The sequence below is a fragment of the Akkermansia sp. NBRC 115031 genome, from assembly GCF_030268505.1.
In the GTDB taxonomy this organism is placed as follows: domain Bacteria; phylum Verrucomicrobiota; class Verrucomicrobiia; order Verrucomicrobiales; family Akkermansiaceae; genus Akkermansia; species Akkermansia massiliensis.
In genome coordinates this window covers 571,837-589,915 of sequence record NZ_BSQU01000001.1, presented here as the reverse complement: position 1 = coordinate 589,915, position 18,079 = coordinate 571,837, and the positions used below count along the sequence as shown (strand labels likewise).

General features: G+C 58.2%; 17 protein-coding genes and 1 riboswitch. Of the genes, 12 read left to right on the top strand and 5 right to left on the bottom strand.

Going from position 1 to position 18,079, the window contains the following annotated elements:
* Positions 1-46: 46 nt before the first annotated feature.
* Entirely contained in the window at positions 47-637 is a 591-nt protein-coding gene (locus tag QSJ36_RS02355; RefSeq protein ID WP_285466570.1) for a hypothetical protein, read from the bottom strand.
* A gap of 721 nt (positions 638-1,358) precedes the next feature.
* Between QSJ36_RS02355 and QSJ36_RS02350 the strand changes: the two genes are divergently transcribed.
* From QSJ36_RS02350 to QSJ36_RS02335, 4 genes are all read left to right on the top strand, one after another.
* Positions 1,359-2,453 (top strand): DNA adenine methylase, encoded by a 1,095-nt coding sequence (locus QSJ36_RS02350; protein ID WP_345783923.1) that lies wholly within the window; start codon positions 1,359-1,361, stop codon positions 2,451-2,453.
* Positions 2,454-2,473: 20 nt separating this feature from the next.
* Positions 2,474-3,361, top strand: coding sequence for a tyrosine recombinase (locus tag QSJ36_RS02345; RefSeq protein WP_022398294.1), 888 nt, complete (start codon positions 2,474-2,476; stop codon positions 3,359-3,361).
* A gap of 840 nt (positions 3,362-4,201) precedes the next feature.
* Positions 4,202-5,497 (top strand): hypothetical protein, encoded by a 1,296-nt coding sequence (locus tag QSJ36_RS02340; RefSeq protein ID WP_102722065.1) that lies wholly within the window; start codon positions 4,202-4,204, stop codon positions 5,495-5,497.
* A 101-nt stretch (positions 5,498-5,598) separates the two neighbouring features.
* Positions 5,599-6,759 (top strand): iron-containing alcohol dehydrogenase, encoded by a 1,161-nt coding sequence (locus QSJ36_RS02335; RefSeq protein ID WP_102722066.1) that lies wholly within the window; start codon positions 5,599-5,601, stop codon positions 6,757-6,759.
* Here QSJ36_RS02335 and QSJ36_RS02330 read toward each other — a convergent pair.
* Positions 6,756-7,106: a DUF190 domain-containing protein gene (locus QSJ36_RS02330; RefSeq protein WP_285466567.1), complete on the bottom strand. Its 351-nt coding sequence runs from the start codon at positions 7,104-7,106 to the stop codon at positions 6,756-6,758. The two genes, QSJ36_RS02335 and QSJ36_RS02330, sit on opposite strands and share 4 nt — an antisense overlap.
* Positions 7,107-7,115: 9 nt before the next feature.
* Positions 7,116-7,484: a fluoride efflux transporter CrcB gene (crcB, locus tag QSJ36_RS02325; protein ID WP_102722093.1), complete on the bottom strand. Its 369-nt coding sequence runs from the start codon at positions 7,482-7,484 to the stop codon at positions 7,116-7,118.
* A gap of 169 nt (positions 7,485-7,653) precedes the next feature.
* A riboswitch (Fluoride riboswitch) is annotated at positions 7,654-7,733 on the bottom strand.
* 84 nt (positions 7,734-7,817) lie between these two features.
* On the opposite strand from crcB, the gene QSJ36_RS02320 reads away from it, so the two are divergent.
* A complete protein-coding gene (locus QSJ36_RS02320; protein WP_022398289.1) occupies positions 7,818-8,762 on the top strand; it encodes a PfkB family carbohydrate kinase in 945 nt (314 codons plus the stop codon).
* 270 nt (positions 8,763-9,032) lie between these two features.
* On the opposite strand, the gene QSJ36_RS02315 is transcribed toward QSJ36_RS02320, so the two are convergent.
* Positions 9,033-10,349: a bifunctional UDP-3-O-[3-hydroxymyristoyl] N-acetylglucosamine deacetylase/3-hydroxyacyl-ACP dehydratase gene (locus tag QSJ36_RS02315; protein ID WP_022398288.1), complete on the bottom strand. Its 1,317-nt coding sequence runs from the start codon at positions 10,347-10,349 to the stop codon at positions 9,033-9,035.
* A gap of 156 nt (positions 10,350-10,505) precedes the next feature.
* Between QSJ36_RS02315 and QSJ36_RS02310 the strand changes: the two genes are divergently transcribed.
* Both QSJ36_RS02310 and QSJ36_RS02305 read left to right on the top strand, forming a co-directional pair.
* Positions 10,506-11,408 carry a sugar phosphate nucleotidyltransferase gene (locus tag QSJ36_RS02310; protein ID WP_285466564.1) on the top strand — a complete coding sequence of 301 codons (903 nt, stop codon included), beginning with the start codon at positions 10,506-10,508 and terminating at the stop codon, positions 11,406-11,408.
* A gap of 11 nt (positions 11,409-11,419) precedes the next feature.
* A complete protein-coding gene (locus tag QSJ36_RS02305) occupies positions 11,420-12,163 on the top strand; it encodes a phosphodiester glycosidase family protein (RefSeq protein WP_285466563.1) in 744 nt (247 codons plus the stop codon).
* Here QSJ36_RS02305 and lnt read toward each other — a convergent pair.
* Complete coding sequence (lnt, locus tag QSJ36_RS02300; RefSeq protein WP_285466561.1) at positions 12,136-14,019, bottom strand: apolipoprotein N-acyltransferase; 1,884 nt, start codon at positions 14,017-14,019, stop codon at positions 12,136-12,138. The two genes, QSJ36_RS02305 and lnt, sit on opposite strands and share 28 nt — an antisense overlap.
* A 136-nt stretch (positions 14,020-14,155) precedes the next feature.
* Here lnt and QSJ36_RS02295 point away from each other — a divergent pair, with 136 nt between their 5' ends.
* The 5 genes from QSJ36_RS02295 to QSJ36_RS02275 all read left to right on the top strand — a co-directional run bounded on the left by QSJ36_RS02295 (position 14,156) and on the right by QSJ36_RS02275 (position 18,071).
* Positions 14,156-14,389 (top strand): ferredoxin, encoded by a 234-nt coding sequence (locus tag QSJ36_RS02295; protein WP_022398284.1) that lies wholly within the window; start codon positions 14,156-14,158, stop codon positions 14,387-14,389.
* 73 nt (positions 14,390-14,462) lie between these two features.
* Positions 14,463-14,906 (top strand): DciA family protein, encoded by a 444-nt coding sequence (locus tag QSJ36_RS02290; RefSeq protein WP_102722070.1) that lies wholly within the window; start codon positions 14,463-14,465, stop codon positions 14,904-14,906.
* 124 nt (positions 14,907-15,030) lie between these two features.
* Complete coding sequence (locus QSJ36_RS02285) at positions 15,031-15,336, top strand: hypothetical protein (protein ID WP_215451149.1); 306 nt, start codon at positions 15,031-15,033, stop codon at positions 15,334-15,336.
* Positions 15,337-15,358: 22 nt separating this feature from the next.
* Positions 15,359-16,009, top strand: coding sequence for a PEP-CTERM sorting domain-containing protein (locus QSJ36_RS02280; RefSeq protein WP_102722071.1), 651 nt, complete (start codon positions 15,359-15,361; stop codon positions 16,007-16,009).
* A gap of 91 nt (positions 16,010-16,100) precedes the next feature.
* On the top strand, positions 16,101-18,071 hold the full coding sequence (locus tag QSJ36_RS02275; RefSeq protein ID WP_285466560.1) for a family 20 glycosylhydrolase: 1,971 nt from the start codon (positions 16,101-16,103) through the stop codon (positions 18,069-18,071).
* The last annotated feature ends 8 nt before the right edge of the window (positions 18,072-18,079 follow it).

Below are 18,079 nucleotides of genomic sequence, written 5' to 3'. Positions count from 1 at the left end.
AAAAGCAAAACCGAAACTGTTCCGGAAGCTTCCCTTTTTATTCATATCAGCTCCCGATGCGGAACCTTCCGTCCCGGTCCGTGCGGGGAGGCAGGCCGCGAGAAGGCGCGGATCTTCTGGAAACAACCGTCGGTCTGGCCGCGGCTGGCGTGACAACGCGGATTTCCGGGCGGCCGGAAGCTGCGGGAGCGGCAGATTTCCCGGGTTCTGCACCGTGAACGGGGGCGGGAGCAGGAACGGCACCGACAATCAGTTTTTGCTGTTCATGGGCCTTGTAGGCGCGTTGCAGGGTAAAGTCCCTACGTTCTCCGGGTTTCAGGGAATAATCCGCCTTCTTGCTCTCCCCAGCCTTTTGGGCCAGAGGCTCCACACGCTGCTGCAACTGCGCGGCGGCGTCCAGCTTCCCGGCCACCCATTCCGGATTCCATTCCGGCGTGGAAGCTTTCAGGGACTGAAGTAGCTCCGCGGCTTTTTTGCCGCTTTCCAGGGCTGCCTTGTAATCGCCTTCCTTCTCCAGGCGCGCGGCGCGCGTCAGGGAAAGGTTGGCTTCGTAAAATGTGTCTCCGGGACCGCCCAGGGCCGTTGTTGCCGCCAGGAGCATGCAGAGCAGGGAGCAGGGTAGAAGATGCCTTTTCATGATTGTTGGCACTATAACATGCACGGCTGTTTTGGAAAGGCCTTTCTTCCGGCATGTCCGCATGGAGCAGGGGAGGGACGCTACGTAGAGGTTCCGGAAAGGAAGCGGGCGGCCTTCTTCTTTTTTTACGAAGGAAGTCTATCAAATTTGCGGCTAGGCATTTGAAAAACCTCCTGCGAGGTACGATCAGGCTTCCTGATCCAATCGTATCCATGGCATCAAAGTGTTTTGAGGTGCCGATGTGCATGAATTTTTTCACACAGTAATTCCCAGCGATCAATTTTTTACTATTGATCACGTTTTGAATGATACAGTGCTCTCTAATAGCGTGCCCGCAAATGCATGTACCTTCTTCCTCCTGCAAAAATGTTTCCACGTGTTCCCCCAATTCCCGCAACGCGGACGGAAACCGCTTGGATTCGGACTTAGCTACCAGCTCTGAGCAGAATTGATCCATAGATGAATTATTCATGATTTTATTTTCTATTCATGAGACGTGCGTGAAATGCACCCTCACTATTCAGGGAAATTTTCAAAATGTATTTCCCTTCCATATATTTCCCTCCCGTCTCTTTCAGCAGGTGTGGGTTTCTTCCTTATTCCAAGGGCATATCTTCCATTTCCGTATCCGGCACAACTTGACGGAAAGGCCGGAGTGCCGTATGCTGGTTGAGACCTGTATATGACCCGGAACGAGCCATCATCCCTCCCAGCGCCGCAGATGGAGGAAGATCCCAGATACCTGACGGAACAGATTGTGACGTATCTGGGCAACAAGCGTTCCCTGCTTCACTTCCTGGGTACGGGACTGGAACAGGTGAAAAGCCGCCTGGGGAAGGACAGGCTGAAGGCCGGGGACCTGTTTTCCGGTAGCGGCATTGTAGCCCGTTTCCTGAAAAAGCATTCGGAAGAGTTGATTGTCAATGATCTGGAAGAGTATAGCCGCATCGTTAACACCTGCTACCTGAGCAATCCGGAGGAAGTGGAGAATCTGGAGCTGGAGAGGCATTACAGGCGCCTGCTGCGGTATATGGAGGAGCACGAGTCCCCGGGGTTCATCACGGAGTTGTACGCGCCCAAAAATCCAGACAGCATCACGCCGGAAGACCGCGTTTTTTATACGCGCCGCAATGCCGTGTACCTGGATACGGCCCGGCAGACCATCAACCTGCTTCCGGAAGAGGTAAGGCCCTATTTCATCGCCCCCCTTCTGGCGGAGGCTTCCGTGCATACGAACACATCCGGCGTGTTCAAGGGATTTTACAAGGACAGGCACGGCGTCGGCAAGTTCGGCGGAACGGCCGGCAACGCTCTTTCCCGCATCCTGGGGGATATTTCACTGCCGTTCCCCGTGTTTTCCCGGTTTAACTGCCGGTTTTCCATCCACTGCCGTGACGCCAATGAACTGGCCGCGGAATTGCCGGAGATGGATGTGGTGTACCTGGACCCTCCCTACAATCAGCATCCGTACGGTTCCAACTATTTCATGCTGAACCTGCTGTCCTCCTATGAGAAGCCGGCGGAAACCAGCCGTGTTTCCGGCATTCCCGCGGATTGGAAACGCTCCACGTACAACAGCCGCCAGCATGCCCCGGCGGCCCTGTTCCGGCTGCTGGAGGACTGCCCGGCCAAGTTCATTCTCCTTTCGTACAGTTCGGAGGGCTTCATCAGTTATGAGGAAATGACGAATTTCCTTGGCCGTATGGGACATATCGTCACGCTGGAAACCCCGTACGCCACATTCCGCGGCAGCCGGAATTTGAGGAACCGCCCGCAGAACGTGACGGAGTTCCTGTTCCTGGTGGAACGGTTTTAACGGGCAGGGGAGGTAACACCATGAAAACCCATCTGGAACGCTTCATCCGTTTTCTGGCCGCAGAGAAAGGCTTGAGCGCCGCCTACCAGCTTTCCGTGAGGCAGACGCTGGAGGAATTCGCCCGGTTTCTGGGTACGGAAGACGCTGATCTTTCCCATGTGGACATCGGCACGCTTACGGAGTTCCTCCGGCATTTGCAGGCCCGCGGCATGGCCCGCAGCTCCATGCGGGTGGAAATGGTGCATTTGCGCATCTTTTTCCGCTGGCTGGCCGGGATGGGGATGCTGGAAAAAGACCCCTCCGCCTTTCTGGAAATGCCCCGGCAGGGGCTGTCGCTCCCCCATGTGCTGGATCAGCAAACCGTTTCAACACTGCTTGAAAGTGTTGACGTTCAGGATATTCCTCTCGGCTGTAGAGACAGAGCCCTGCTGGAGATGATTTACGCCTGCGGCATGCGCGTGAGTGAAGTAATCAGTTGCAAATTAGAGAGTTTAGATATGGATGATGCCTTTGTCCGCGTGCTGGGGAAGGGGGAGAAAACGCGGCTGGTGCCTGTGGGTAGGTCCGCCTTGGAGGCGTTGAGGACGTATCTGGAGAAAGGGAGGCCCAGACTGGTCAAGCCGGGGACGAAAAGCCATATTTTCCTGACGGTGCGCGGACGGCCGCTGACCAGGGAACGGGTACGCCAGATTCTCCGGGAACGCGCCAGGGCCGCGGGAATAGAACAGCATGTCTTCCCGCATATCCTCCGGCATTCCTTCGCCACACATCTGCTGGAGAACGGCGCCGACCTCCGCATCATTCAGGAAATGCTGGGGCATGCCGATATTTCCACCACCCAGATTTATACGCATCTGGAACAGCAGCGGCTGAATGCCATTCATCACCGCTTCCATCCCAGGGGATAATAAAGCTATTCTCATCCATGTGCCTTCTGCGGGCATATATCTTTTAAAATCAAAGTCCAGCGCGTTTATTTCACTAGTTCCATATTTTGCATTACATATATTATGCGAAGTATTAAATCAGGGTGAATCTCCGCCCGTTTTTCCTTCTTCTTCGAGTTTTTACATTCCCCCGTCAGCCAGAAGGGGTTTGCGGCAACTGGACAAATATTGGACTGAGCGTTTGCGAAGAGTTATAGAATGAATAAAGAGTACGGCTTTTAGCCGAGTATTGATTCAGAAGCCTGCAACGCTCCAGATTGCTTTTTCACTTTCCTCCCCATTTCCCGATAGCTGCTCTCTTCCGGCAATAAGAGCATTGCTGGGATTTTCATACGTCGCTTCCTGCTGTCCGTCCACGCGGCTGTACGAAGGCCGGGAAACCGCTTTGCAGTTGGACGGAAAGCGGAAGGCTTGAAGCCTGAAGTCTGAAAGAGGCACGAATCAAACCTCCGTTCCCCAGGGGGACTGTTTCCTGTCAAAAACATGGGAACATTCCCTGCACCCTGTATTTTCCAGTGGGCTTCACTTCTGGGAACCAGAGCCTCCCGTCCTGATTAAATTTCTCCATTCAAAGGGGTTTTCAGTATTGCCAACCTTTCTTCCATCCCCATCCGTCGCTGAAAACCCCCATTAGCCTGCCTCTCCATTCCCATAAAAATAAAAAGTCTTTCACTGACTAACCTATTATAACGCGGCAGAAACGGGAAAATTCCTTTTCCCTCCTTAAAAGTTCATCCGGATACCCCTTCCCCTCGCTTCTCTCTTGCCAGACCGTCATTCATCCGTCATAATGAAAAAAGCATGAATACTTTCGTCTCTCTTTGCGTGATCGGAGGCCTCAGCCTGGGCTCCCTCTGTTATGCGCAGCACATGGATAACGATGCCAAGAAGAAGGTGATCAAGGATTTGGATAACCTGCTCGCCCTGAACAGGTCTGCGGAAACCAAGGTGATCAATGCCGCCATCAGCAAGCTGAATTCCGCCGGCAGGGATCCCAGCGCCGCGTACGACCTGCTGATCCAGTCCAAAAAGTTCCTGATGGAAGCGGAAAAGGAGAAGGACAAGAGCCAGGGCAAGAGCGCCAAGATTGCCTCCAATTCCCTGAAGGACTGGATGGACCGCGAGGCCAAGAAATACCAGGACAAGAATGCCCGTAAGGGATTGATGCTTCAATACCAGTGGGGCGTGCTCGTCCTCAAGGCCCGCCTCAAGGAAAACCTGATGAACGCCACGTCAAGCTCCACCGGCGGAACGGAGGAGGAGACTCTGGACGTTACGGAGTTCCAGAAGCCGGCCATGGATTTGCTGAACGCCTACCTGGCCGCCTGCTCCGACCCTGATTTTGTCGATCCCTCTTCCACTTCTTCCAAAAATAACAATGGAGGGGGAGCCGGGAAAGCCGGAGCCCGCATTGCGGAACAATCCGTTTTGAATACGGAGGTCGGGGAGGCCCTGGGCATCGGCAGCATGTCTTCCAAGGCCTTTCCGGATTCCATGAAAAACCGGGACGAGATTTTCGACAAGCTTTTCTTCACGGGATACCGGAAGACGCGCAATCTTCCCGCCCTCCGGCAGGCATGGGGCAAGAGAATTTCCATGGAAGTGGCTCTCGGCAAGGTAAGCCATGCCATTTCCACCGGCAAGAAGTCCGGCATGCAGGGACGCATTGCCAATGCGTCCGAAGACGAGTTTGACGAACAGGATTCCTCCGTCCTGGACCGCCTGCGCTGGCGCTGCGAACTGGATTGCTTTGACCTGGGCGACCAGGCGAACGCCACGCGGAACATGATGACGCTGATCCGGACGACGGTGGATCCCGTGCGCCGGGAACAGGGAATCCGGACGCTCCGGGACAAGCTGGTCCAGAGCATGAAGAGCATGATCGCTTCCTCGGAAGATGAAACCATGGCGGACGGTTCTTCCTCCTCCTCTTCAGCCTCCCCTCGTCCCACGGTGCGGCCTCCCAGAAGGAAGACGCCGCCCACCACGATCACGACCAGCCGTGAAATGGACGATCCCGGAGCCATCGGCACGGATGTGCCGAAGCCGCCCAAGCCGGACCCCACCCGGAGCGACGATTTTTTTGAAGACGCATAACGCTTTTCAGTAAAGGCTGTTGCCTGCACGGCGGCTCCGGAGTTGATGGAATGCACAGAGCATCCTTGACGTCCGGAGCCGCTGTTTTATACAGTAGGGCCATGTATCAGCCATTTCAATTTTTCATGCCCGCGCAAATTTTCTTTGGCGCGGGTTCTTTGGACAATCTTGGTTCCGCTCCCCTGCCCGGCGCCAAGGCCCTGATTGTCATCGGCGGCACGTCCGTCAGGCGGCTCGGGTATCTGGACCGGGTGCAGGCTTTGTTGAAGAACCAGGGAGTGGAGAGCGTCGTTTTCGACAAGGTGCAGCCCAACCCCGTGGTGGAGCACGTGATGGAGGCCGCCGCGCTTGCCAGGGAGACAGGTTGTGATTTCGTCGTCGGCCTGGGCGGAGGCAGCAGCATGGATTCCGCCAAGAGCATCGCCGTGATGGCTGCCAATCCGGGAACCTACTGGGATTACATCCAGGGCGGTTCCGGCAAGGGCCTTCCCATTCCCAACAAGCCCCTTCCCATCGTTTGCATCACCACCACGGCAGGGACTGGAACGGAAGCGGATCCGTGGACCGTCATCACGAAGGAGGATACGCAGGAGAAGATCGGCTTCGGCTTCAAGGGCACCTTCCCCACCATGTCCATCGTGGATCCGGAGCTGATGCTTTCCGTACCGCCCAAATTGACGGCCTACCAGGGCTTTGACGCCCTGTTCCACGCCGTGGAGGGGTACATGGCCACGATTGCCTCTCCCATGGGGGACATGTTCGCGCTACAGGCCATTGAATACATCGCCAAATACCTTCCCCGCGCCGTGAGCAACGGGGACGATCTGGAAGCGCGCGCCTACGTCGCCCTGGCCAATACCTATTCCGGCTTTGTGGAGACCATTTCCTGCTGTACGTCGGAACACTCCATTGAACACGCCCTCAGCGCGTTCCATCCCGCTCTCCCGCACGGCGCGGGCCTGATCATGATTTCCTGGGCCTATCATGAAGCCTATGCCCCCGCCTGCCCGGAACGTTACGCCAGGGTAGCCGCCGCCATGGGGCAGGAAGCTTCCGTGGACGGCTTCCTGAACGGCCTGAACAAGCTGAAGGAGGCCTGCGGCGTGGACAAGCTGAAGATGTCCGAGTTCGGCATTACCCCGGATTTATTTGACGAATACGCCAGAACGGCCTTTTCCACCATGGGCAACCTGTTTGAGCTGGACCGCTGCAAGTTCACTCCGGCGGACGTCGTCAGCATCCTGGAAAAGTCCTATTCCTAGGAGCGGGTACCGCCGACAGGATAAACGCGGACAGGCTGCGTGCACACCAGGCAGCCGTGCGGCAGCCTGTCCAGCCAGCAGGAGATTTTGCCCAGGAACGTTTCAATGCGTTCTGAGGTGTCTACGATTTCAATGATGACGGGCACCTTCTCGACAATTTCCCAGAATGTGGGGCTCATCAGGCGCGTATGCCGCCCGGCCCCCATCAGTCCCTTGTACACGGTGCAGCCCTCCATGCCGTAGCGGCGGGCAGCGTAGGCTACGGCCTCGTGGACGGGTACGTGTCTGACGGTGTCGGTGCTGCTGACGTAGATGCGCAGCATGAGGTTTTCTTCCGGAGTGTTCATGATTGTCTCTTATCTGGCGGCCAGGTATCCCAGGCCAATGGCAATGAGCCCTCCGGCAAAGCTGAGGAGGGTGTAAAGAAAGAAGGCGGGAAAGTTCCCCTCCTTCAACAGGAGGAAGGATTCATTCATCAGCGTGGAAAAGGTGGTGAAGCCGCCGCACAGGCCTACGGTAAGAAAAAGCCGCGTTTCCGTATGCAGCAGCAGACCCCGGCTGAACAGCCCGTAGAGAACGCCAAGGACCAGGCATCCCAGCAAGTTGACCGCCGTCGTTCCCCATGGAAAGGAACTCATGGAGTTGATTTGGACAAAACGGGTCAGCAGGAAGCGCAGCACGCCGCCCGCAAAGCTTCCCAGCCCGACCATCAGCAGCATTTTCATCATAGCGGCTTTTCTCCGGTTGAACGGGAATAAGACTCCGGGCGAGATTCCAGGGATGCCGTTGCCGGATGCTGCCGGGAAAGGCGGCAGAAGGCGGAGGAAATTGGTGTAAAGGCGTTCATGTTCGTATGGGGATGTCCTTCACCGAATACAAAGCTTCTGCATCCGGTGTGATACAGAAGCCATCAGCCTGCCGTGCAGGCGGTTTAGGGTGCGTTCCCAGGGAAGAGCCTCATTTCCTTTAAGCGCGTACAGGTAAAATAACCCGTTTTTTCCATATCTCCAGCCTTTTATTCTTGATCCCGGCGTTTGAATACGTATTTCCTTTTTTCCATGTCCCAGCCCCTCCTTGTCACCGGAACCATTGGAATAGACACCATCCTCACTCCCCGCAACCGGGCGGAGGGAGTTCTGGGCGGCTCGGTGTCCTTTGCGGCGGTGGCCGCCCTGCTTTTTGCGGACCGGGTGGACGCCGTCAGCATCATCGGAGAGGATTTCCCCTCCCATTATGAAGAAGCCCTTGCGGCCAAGGGGCTGTGCATGGACGGCGTGGAACGCAAGAAGGGTCCTTCCTTTTCCTGGACCGGGGAATATTTTGACAACATGAACAAGCGCAGGACCGTCTGCGCCAATGATGCCGTGATGCTGGAATGGAACGTGCACGTTCCGGAGTCCTTGCGTAACCATCCCGTCCTGGTGTGCTGCTGCATGGTTCCGGCCCAGCAGCTCAAGTGCATGGAACAGTGCCCGGACGCGGCACTGGTGCTTTCCGATTCCATGGACAAGTGGCTGCGCCGCCAGCCGGAATTGCTGGACGCCGTGATCAGCCGTTCCCATATCACCATGATGAACGAGGACGAGGCGAAGGAGTACGCCCAGGCGTCCACCGTGCTGGAAGCCGGGGAATTCCTGCTTTCCAAGGGCGCAGCATATGCCGTGGTGAAACAGGGGGAATACGGCGCCACGCTTCTGGGGCGGGATTCCGCAGGCAATCTGCAAATTTTCCGCTGTCCCGCCTATCCCCTGAAAACATTGGTGGACCCCACCGGGGCGGGAGATACGTTCCTGGGGGCGCTGGCCGGCTACCTGGCCACCCTGCCCCCCGGCCTTCCATCCTTTGAGGAAGTGAAGAGGGGGATTGTGTACGGCACGGTGGCGGCCTCCTTCACCTGCGAGTCCTTTTCCGCGGACGCCCTCCTTTCCATGACGGAGGAAACCTTCCGCCGGCGCCTTGAAGAGTATGCGGAGATGTGCCGTCTGCCCGGCGTGTCTTGCTGATGCGGCAGACCTGGGAATGAGGGGCTCCTTCCCCTCATGATTCGTCAAATTGCCGGGGTTTGGTTCCGGTCTCCGTAGTGAAGCCAGTTCTGGCTTTTCTGCTTTCCCTGTTGCACGCGCGTAGCAACCTTTTTCATAAGGGCCGGGAGGCCCTTATTTCCAAGAGAGACCAGGAGAAAAGCGGCCAAGCGGGATGCAGGACATGGAAAACCCCGGCGTGAGGAGCACGGGCCGGGGGTTCCATAAAGACAGGGGCCGGTATCAGCCGGTTCAGATGTCCTGGAGGCCGAATTTGAGTTCGGCTTCCGATACCACCTGGCCGTTCACCAGGCAGCGGCCGAGGGCCTGGCCGATGTTGCCGCGCATCTTGGTCAGCTCCGCCTCAATGATGAGCGTATCGCCGGGAACTACGGGACGGCGGAATTTGATCTTGTCCGCGCTCATGAAGTAGCCGAGCTTGGTGGCGTTGCCGGGCTGGCGCAGCATGACGATGGAGGCGACCTGGGCCATGGCTTCCAGCTGCAGGACGCCCGGCATGACCGGATGGCCCGGGAAGTGGCCCTGGAAGAAGAGTTCGTTCATCGTCAGGTTCTTCAGGCCGCGGCACTTGGTTTCCCCTTCAAAGCCGATGATGCGGTCCACCATCAGGAAGGGATAGCGGTGCGGCAGGAGGCTCATCACTTCATTGATGTCCAGCACGGCGTCTCCGTACGGCACGTTGACGGGATTGGGCGCCATCTGCTGGTTGCGGCGGTGTTCCTTCTTCAGCTTGGCGGTCAGCTCGGTGTTCGGGCCGTGGCCCGGCTTGATGGCGATCACGTGGCCCAGGATGGGCTTGCCGCACAGGCTGAGGTCGCCGATGAGGTCCATGGCCTTGTGGCGGGCGAATTCATTGATGAAGCGCATGGGCTCCTTGCTCATGAGCTCCTCCCCGCGGATGACCACGGCGTTTTCCAGGCTGCCGCCCTTGATGAGGCCCTTTTCCAGCAGGGGCTTGATGTCCTCGTAGAACGTGAAGGTGCGGGCCGGGGCCAGTTCCTTTTCATACGTTTCCGGCGTGATGACCGCGTCAAAGTACTGGGTGATGCGGTTTTCCGGTCCCACGCAGGTGACGGAGACGCGGAATTGCTTGGAGGGGAGAATGGTCAGGATGGAACCGCCCTTGGTTTCAATGGTGACGGCCTCGCGCACTTCCAGATAGCGCCGCGGCACTTCCTGTTCCACAATGCCGGCGCTCTTGATCAGTTCCACGTAGGGAGCGGAGGAACCGTCCCCGATGGGCGGTTCGTTGGCGTCCATTTCAATGACGGCGTTGTCAATGCCCATGCCCGTGAGGGCGGAAAGAATGTGTTCCACGGTGTGTACCTTGACGGAGCCTTCCGCCAGGCTGGTGGCGCGCTCCACGGTCTGCACCTTCTCCACGTCCGCGTTGATGAAGGGCTGGTCCGGAATATCCACCCGGCGGAATTTAATGCCGAAGTCGGCGGGGGCCGGCTTCAGGGTCAGGGTAACGGGCTGTCCCGTATGCAAAGAGGTACCGGCCAGAGAGGCCGGAGAGCCGACAGTTCTTTGGTTTCCACATGCCATGCGGGGAATGCTAGTGAATGAGCTCCCGTTTGGAAAGCACGAAATCACGGATTTTCCTGTAAATTCAGGGAAAGGAGGGCATTCCGGCGTGTCATCCGGAGAGGGAGCGGAGAAAGGGCGCTTGAAAAAACGCCTTTCTCCCGTTAGTCATGTTGCATGCACATCACAGCAGGTCCCGGCATTTCCCGCGCATTCATCCTCGGCGCCGGGCTGGGAACCCGCCTGCGTCCCCTTACCCACGTGCTGCCCAAGCCGCTGATTCCCTTTTTCCATGAGCCTCTCGTGCTGCATTCCATGCGCCGCTGCTACGACTGCGGCATCCGGGAGTTCATCATCAATACCCACCATCTGGCGGAAGCCTGGGACCAGGCGTTCCCGGAACGCTCCTGGAACGGCTGCCCCGTCCATTTCAGCCATGAACCCGTGCTGCTGGATTCCGGAGGCGGGGTGAAGAAGATCGAGCCCCTGGCCTCCGCGGAAGAACCCCTGCTGGTGATCAACGGGGACATGGCAGCCACCTTCGACCTGCGCCGGGTGATGGAGGACCATGTCAGGCACCGCCCCGCCGTGACGCTGGCCCTGCGGACTGCCGGAGACAAGAGGAATGTGGGCTTTGACCCTTCCTCCGGACTGGTGACGGACATGCGGCACGCCCTGGGGCGCGACCCCGGCTCCTGCCAGTTTACCGGGGCGTACTGCATGGAGCCGGAAGTTTTCAGCCGCATTCCTCCCCGGGAGGCCGTTTCCATCATTCCCGTTTTTCTGGACTACATCCGCCGGGGCCGTCTGCGCGGCATGCTGGCGGACGACGGCCTGTGGATGGACATGGGCACTCCGGAATCCTACATCCAGGCCCATCTGGACTTTCCCTCCCCTGCTCCGCGCATCCATCCGGACGCGGAAGTGTCTCCCGGGGCCTCCGTGGACGCTGCCAGCGTGATCGGCCCCCGCGCCGTCGTGGAGGAAGGCTGCCGTCTGCGGGAGTGCATCGTATGGCCCGGCGTCCGCGTTCCCGCCGGCACCCGTGCGGAACGGCGTATTTTTCATCTCTCTCTTTGACAAGCCCACCCATGTCTTTCCTGCGTTTTCTCCTTCTCCTTTCATTCTTCTGCGGCACTGTTCAGGCGGAACACCGCGTGTTCACCAGAAAAGACGGCTTCCTGTCCATGCGGGACAAGCTGAACGTCTATTTTTTCCAGTCCGGCACGCACCGTCTTCTGGTTCGGGATGAAGGGAGCGTCAGGGTTCCCCGGTACGGCTCCCTGGACAAGGCCATGCGGAAGAGCCCCTGCGTGGCCGGAGTCAACGGCGGATTCTTCGGCGCGGACACGGAGGGAACCCCGCTGGGCCTCGTCGTCCAGGACGGCAAGCGCCTTTCTCCGCTGGCCACGGGCTCCTTCGCCGTTTCCGGTGTCGTTTATGAGGACGGTAAAAGCGGTCTGGCCCTTGTCCGCAGTTCCGCGCTGAAACGCATGAAAAAACTGCCCGCCATGCAGGCGGCCATCCAGGGCGGCCCCTTTCTGGTGGAGAACGGTTCAGCCGTCAAGGGACTTAATGCGCAGAAGTCCACCTACCGCACCTTCATCGCCACGGACGGCGGCAAGCGGTGGTGCATCGGCGTTTCCTCCTCACTGACGCTGAAGGAACTGGCCAACTGGCTGGCTACCCCCGGAGCGCTGGGGGATTTCCGGGTGAAAACGGCGCTGAATCTGGACGGAGGCTCTTCCTCCGCCTTCTGGTGCCATGAGTCCGGCATTTCCTACCCCGCGTTCAAGCAGGTCAGGAATTACCTGGGCGTAGCGCCGCGCCGGTAAACGCCGTCCTTCACGGGTCCGGCGTTTCTCTTTCCCTCATTCATCCTGCGCAGGAGAAGAGCCGCAAACAGCAGGAAACAGGCCAGGATGGCCCAGTCCCCGAACAGGGCGTACAGGGTCATTTCCGTACAGCCCACGGGCAGCGTGGCGTTCATTACCCCCCTGGTGAACGGGGAACCGGAGGAATCCCTCAAATCCGCGATAACCGCGCCGTTGGGAGCCAGCGCCACGCTGACGCCGGTGTTGGCGGCCCGGACCATGGAACGGCGCAGCTCAATGCACCGGAACGCCGCGTTGCGCCAATGCTGTTCATTGGCGCAGGAGCGGTTGAACCACCCGTCATTGGTGACGTTCACCATCAACTGGGGTTCCTGCCGCACGAAGCGGCGCACCCAGCTTCCCACTACGTCCTCAAAGCAAACCAGCGGAATGACTCCTACCGTGGCGGAGCTCCCCGGGCGCATGGGCACGGGCACGGGGCTGGAGGAGGCTCCCGGCGTGTAGTTCATCCCCATTGCCGTTCCGGCGGAGGCTTCAAAGGCCTTTTCCAGGAACGGGAAGGTTTCCCGCATGGGGATGTATTCGCCGAAGGGGACCAGCATGGCCTTGGCGTGCGGCCTGGCCGTGGAGTAGTCCCCTTCAAAGACGGTGAGGCAGTTGTAGGCCCGCGCCACGCGGCCTTCATCGGACAGGTAAATGTCATCCGTGCCCGTCAGCAGGATGAAATTGCATATCCCGTTCCGGAGGGCCTGGACGTAGTCCTCCTCCACGCTCAGGAAGTTGACGTTGTCCTGGTTCGGAAAGCGTTCCCCCGTGGAATCGCGGTAAAACGTGGAAATGGGGAAGGAACTCTCCGGCCAGATTACCCAGGCCGGCATGTCCAGGGAGGCTTCCGTCCCGTTTTTGGCGGCCTGTTCCAGGGCGCTGTTCTGGAGGTCCAGCATCCCCTGCTCCGTCGTGTCCAGCAGAGCCCGGTAAATGGCGCCCCGGTTGGCCGCGTCCCATTTCTCCTTCTGGCTCAGGTTAAGCTGCACGGTCATGACGGGAACGGTGAATTTGCCGTTCCCCGTGGCTGCGGCGGATTGCGGGGAGTAGCGCGCCGTCCAGAGCACGCCGGTGACGAACATGATTAAGAGAACCGCCACCAGCGTGAAAAAGTCCCACGGAACGGTGCGCCTGCCTTCATGGACCACCATGGTTCCGGCCCGGCGGCAGACGCGCCAGAGCCAGACGGAAAAGACGGCAGGGAGGAAGGCCAGGGCCGTTACCCCCGCATATTCCGCCCACTGGGCCAGCGGATTTCCGTAAAGGGCCACGCCCAGGTTGTTCCAGCCGAAGCCCGGTATGAGCCAGCCCCTCACCCATTCCAGGCACACCCACAGGGCTGCCCCCCCCAGCGCGGCGGAGGCGCTGGGCAGCATGTCCCCCACCGCCCAGGATTTCCACGCCGCCCTGCGTTCCTTCACCGTCTGCCGCGCCCCGGGCAGCGGCCGGGCGTCCGGACGGAAAAACACGCCCATGACCAGCGCCCAGATGCCGGGAAACAGGCCGCCGTAAAATATCATCAGGGGAATATAGCCCAGCGTGCTGACTTCATTGACCCACCAGAAGGAGATGCCGTAAAACACCACGCCGAACATCCAGCCGTACAGGGCATACGCCAGGATTCCCTTTTTTCCCTCCCGGCGGCGGCCGTACCACAGCGCCGTCAGCAACGGCAGAAAACCTATCCAGACACAGCCTCCCCAGTCCACGGGAATGAAGGCGCAGGCCATCAGAACGCCGGAAAACGCAGCCAGCAGCAGGCCCGCCCAGACGGGCAGGAGACGGGGAGTGGGAGGGGAAACGGGATTCATCGTAAAAAGCCTTTTATTCCAGGAACGGGAATGGCGGCATTGTTCCTCATGCTGACTCATTCCTGCAACAAAAAAGATTGCAAAATTTGCTCAAATGCGGAAATAGTGGGCGCAGTTCATACAACCCATATACATAATGGCAGACATCGACGAAAAAACACCTCTAAACGTCCCCGGCAAGTTTTACGTGGACAGCTCCTGCATTGATTGCGACCTTTGCCGCGAAACGGCTCCGGAAAACTTTGGACGGGATGACGACGAAGGCGTCTCCTACGTCAAGAAGCAGCCGGACAACGAAACCGAACAGGAAGCCTGCGTGGAAGCCATGGAAGGCTGCCCCGTGGAAGCTATCGGCGACGACGGCGAATAATATATTCTCCATATTATTTTTTAACCGCCCGGGGCTGTTGACATCCAACACTCCGGGCTTTTATTTTCCACTCATGGCTTCTCCCTGGTCTCCCTACATGCCGGACAGGGACCGTCCGGACCCCAACGCCTCCCCGCCCCGGTATGAATACCTTTCCCGTGACGAACAGGAGGTGAGGCAGGCGCTGGCGGACTGGTTCCAGGTACCTCCCTCCACCAGTGAAACACGGAATCTCCATACGGCGGAGTCCCTGCTGGGAGACATCCTGTCCAAGCTCCCCCTGGATGGAGAAGGCATGGACCCCGAGCTGCTCCGGGAAGGCTGGCTGAAAGCCGCGGGGCCATTCCTGGGCCAGCAATCCAACCTGCTTTCCATCGTCAAGGGAGTTGCCACCATCCAGGTGCTTCAGCCGGCCATGCGCTACCACCTCCAGCAGTGGCAGGGCGCCCTGCTGGGAAAATTGAAGGACCAGTTCGGCAAGGATGCCGTTCATTCCATCCGCATCCGGATAGGGTAATTCCGCGTGAAGCAAGGCTTTCTCTTGCTGCCAATCACCTGATTTTCATCGCACTAACAGGTATTGGAATACGTTTCAGGGATTTGCAATCCGCTGTCAACCGGTTTTTTCCCTCGCTTGATTCATGGTCAGGACCTTCCCGGGCACCGCCTCTTGTTTTTCCAGCGGGGAAATAGCGGGAAATAAAATGTTAGATATATTTATCATTCATTTATTGTCAGAATATTGCCCGTTTTTTACTGTTGCTGTTTCTTTAGCGGATTGCAAATTCTGTAGTTTCATGGCGAATAAAGCGGAATTCGCGCCAGTGCGGAGCGGCCTTTCCGCTTTCCAACAGAAATTACATACAAATGAAAACGTCCTTTTTCCTGGCATTACCCGCAGCGGCAGTTCTATCGGCACACGGAGCGGAGGCGTGGAGTTCCCTTGACGGAATTATTCCGGAGCTGAAGATGGGGAAAACCTCCATCACCCGCATCGATTATTCCTCCGGAGGCGCCCTGATCACGAACGGAGGGCCTTCCGCAAGCGCCGTTCAATCCGTCCTTGGCTCTCTGGATGCGGGATGGTATTCCGGCAATAAGAATAGAGATACCGGTACGCTTGCCTCCGTGACGGCGGATGGCGCTACCAATCTGATTTCCGCCAACGGCGCAGGAGGCGGATTTACGGCCGTCAAATTTCATGAATTGTCCTCCAACGCCATATCCGGATATGAAGCGCTGAGGATTTCCTTTGATACAGGCGGCCTTTTCGAAACCAACAGGACGGGCCAGCCTCAAAATTTCAGCCTGTGGTACAGTCTGGGAGGAGAGGGAGATTCTCTTCTCCAGGTTGGGTCTACGATTTCCGGTTCGGCGGGAGACGTCAGCAACAAATCCTATAGCTGGACAATTTCCAAAGACGATTACAGCAATTTGTTTGACCAGGGAGCCACTTTTTATCTGGTGATGAATACCGACGTTCTCGACAACAGCTACGCTTACAACGAGCTTGCCGTAAAAAATTTCCGCATGGAGGGCCTCACGGTTCCGGAGCCTTCCTCGGCTGCTGCCGCATTGCTCGGGCTGGGAAGCCTGTGCCTGAGGAGAAAGAGGAGATAATGCGGCAGAAACCGGAACATCCCTAAGTCCGGAATTTTGCTTCATTTTAAGTTTGATGAAAGACAGTTCCTCGTTTAAGTGTAGTAATATTATGCGATTATCCCCTTCCCTCCTTTTGCTGGTATCAGGCTTAATGCTCTGTTCCCCCTCTTCCTATGGAGACTGGACTTCCCCGCATCCACTCCAGCAGGAAGAAGCCGCTCCGGCAGCCCTCATTCCCTTCCCGGCCCATGTTGACTGGAAGACGGGGACATGCCCCAAAAAGGCTCCTGTTTCCGTGAAAAAGAACGCGGCCCTGGCCAAGACACTGGGCAAGGAAGGCTACGAGCTCCAGGTCCGCCCCAACGGCATCCTGATCAAGGCCGCCACGGATGCGGGCGTTTTCTATGCCCGCAGGACGCTGGACCAGCTGGGAGCCCGGGGGGATTATCCGTGCTGCGACATCAAGGACAGCCCGGCGTTCGCCATCCGCTGCTTCATGCACGACGTAGGCCGCAATTTCCGGTCCATTGAGACGCTCAAGGCGGACATTGACGAAATGGCCCGGCTGAAATTGAACGCCTTCCACTGGCACCTGACGGATTACCCGGCATGGCGCATCCAGTGCAGGAAGTACCCCGTACTGAATGACCCTTCCAAGAGGATCAAGGGCCGGGACGTCAACGACACCTACACTTACGACCAGATCAGGGACCTGTTCCGCTACGCCAGGAAGCGCCACATCCAGATCATCCCGGAAATCGACATGCCGGGGCACAGCACCTATTTCAAGAACTGCTTCGGCTTCCCGATGCACGATCCCAGGGGCATCAAGATTCTGGAGGAACTGCTGGAAGAGTTCTGCCGGGAAATTCCGGTGGAGATGTCCCCCTACCTGCACATCGGCGCGGATGAAATCCGCATCCCCAACGGGAAGCAGTTTGCGGACCGGATGGCGGCCAAGGTCAAATCTCTGGGCCGCCAGCCCATCCAGTGGGCGGGCAACAATGACCTGCCCGTTTCCGGAGACAGCTACGCCCAGTTGTGGAATGACGAGAATTCCGTAGGACTGCCGGACCCCGCCAAGCAGAAGAATCCCTATTTTGATTCCACGGCAGGCTACATCAATTCCTTTGACCCCGGCATCCTGGTGCGCCGGAATTTCTTCCGCCAGCCCTGCGGAACGGCCAGGAGCGACAACCATTCCCTGGGCGTCATCCAGTGCCTGTGGCCGGATACCCGGGTGGCGGACAAGAAGAACATCCCCATCCAGAGCCCCCAGTGGCCGGCCATGTTCGCCATGGCTGAACGCAGCTGGAAGGGGCTACCGGAGGACGGCTCCCGCTTTGCCGGCAAACTGCCGGAGAAGGATACGGAAGCCTACAAGGCTTTCTCCCTGTTTGAGAAACGCATGGAAGCCCTGGCCGGGGACAAGCCCTTCCCCTATTGGCGGGATTCCTTCATGGAATGGACCGTCTTCGGCCCCGTTCCAAAGGACAGGGAGGAAGAAGTGAGAAACGGCCTTCTGGCGGGAACCCCCCCCGCAGGGCCGGAGCCCATCCAGGCCCGCGGCGGCAATCTGTACTTCCGCACCCGTGCGGGGGCGGAAGGCCTGTTCTCCAAAGCAAAGCCCGGTAACACCGCCTGGGCGGAGACGACTTTTTACGCGCCCAGGGCGGGCACCATGTACGCCATGGTGGGGTTCGACGCTCCGGCCCGCTCCACGCGGCGTTGCTCCGGGGTTCCGGCTGCCGGTGAATGGTCCCAGTGCGGTACCAGGATATGGGTGAACGGCAAGGAAGTGAAAAACCCCCAGACTTACAAGCTGGCAGGCCAGCGGCGTTATGAAAAGCACACCTGGCATTCTCCCGCCAATGAAATATCCTTTGACAATGAGGAATTCTGGTGGGCGCGGCCTCCGGTTCCCTTCCAGGTCAAGGCCGGGGAAAACAAAATCCTGATTGAACAGCCGTACACGGGGGACTTCCAGTCCTGGGGCGTCAGCTTCATTCCGGTGAAAAAATCCGGAGACCGCTGGATTGCGGACTCAAGCTATTATGCCAAGGGCAGGGAAGAAAAATAAAATTCCAG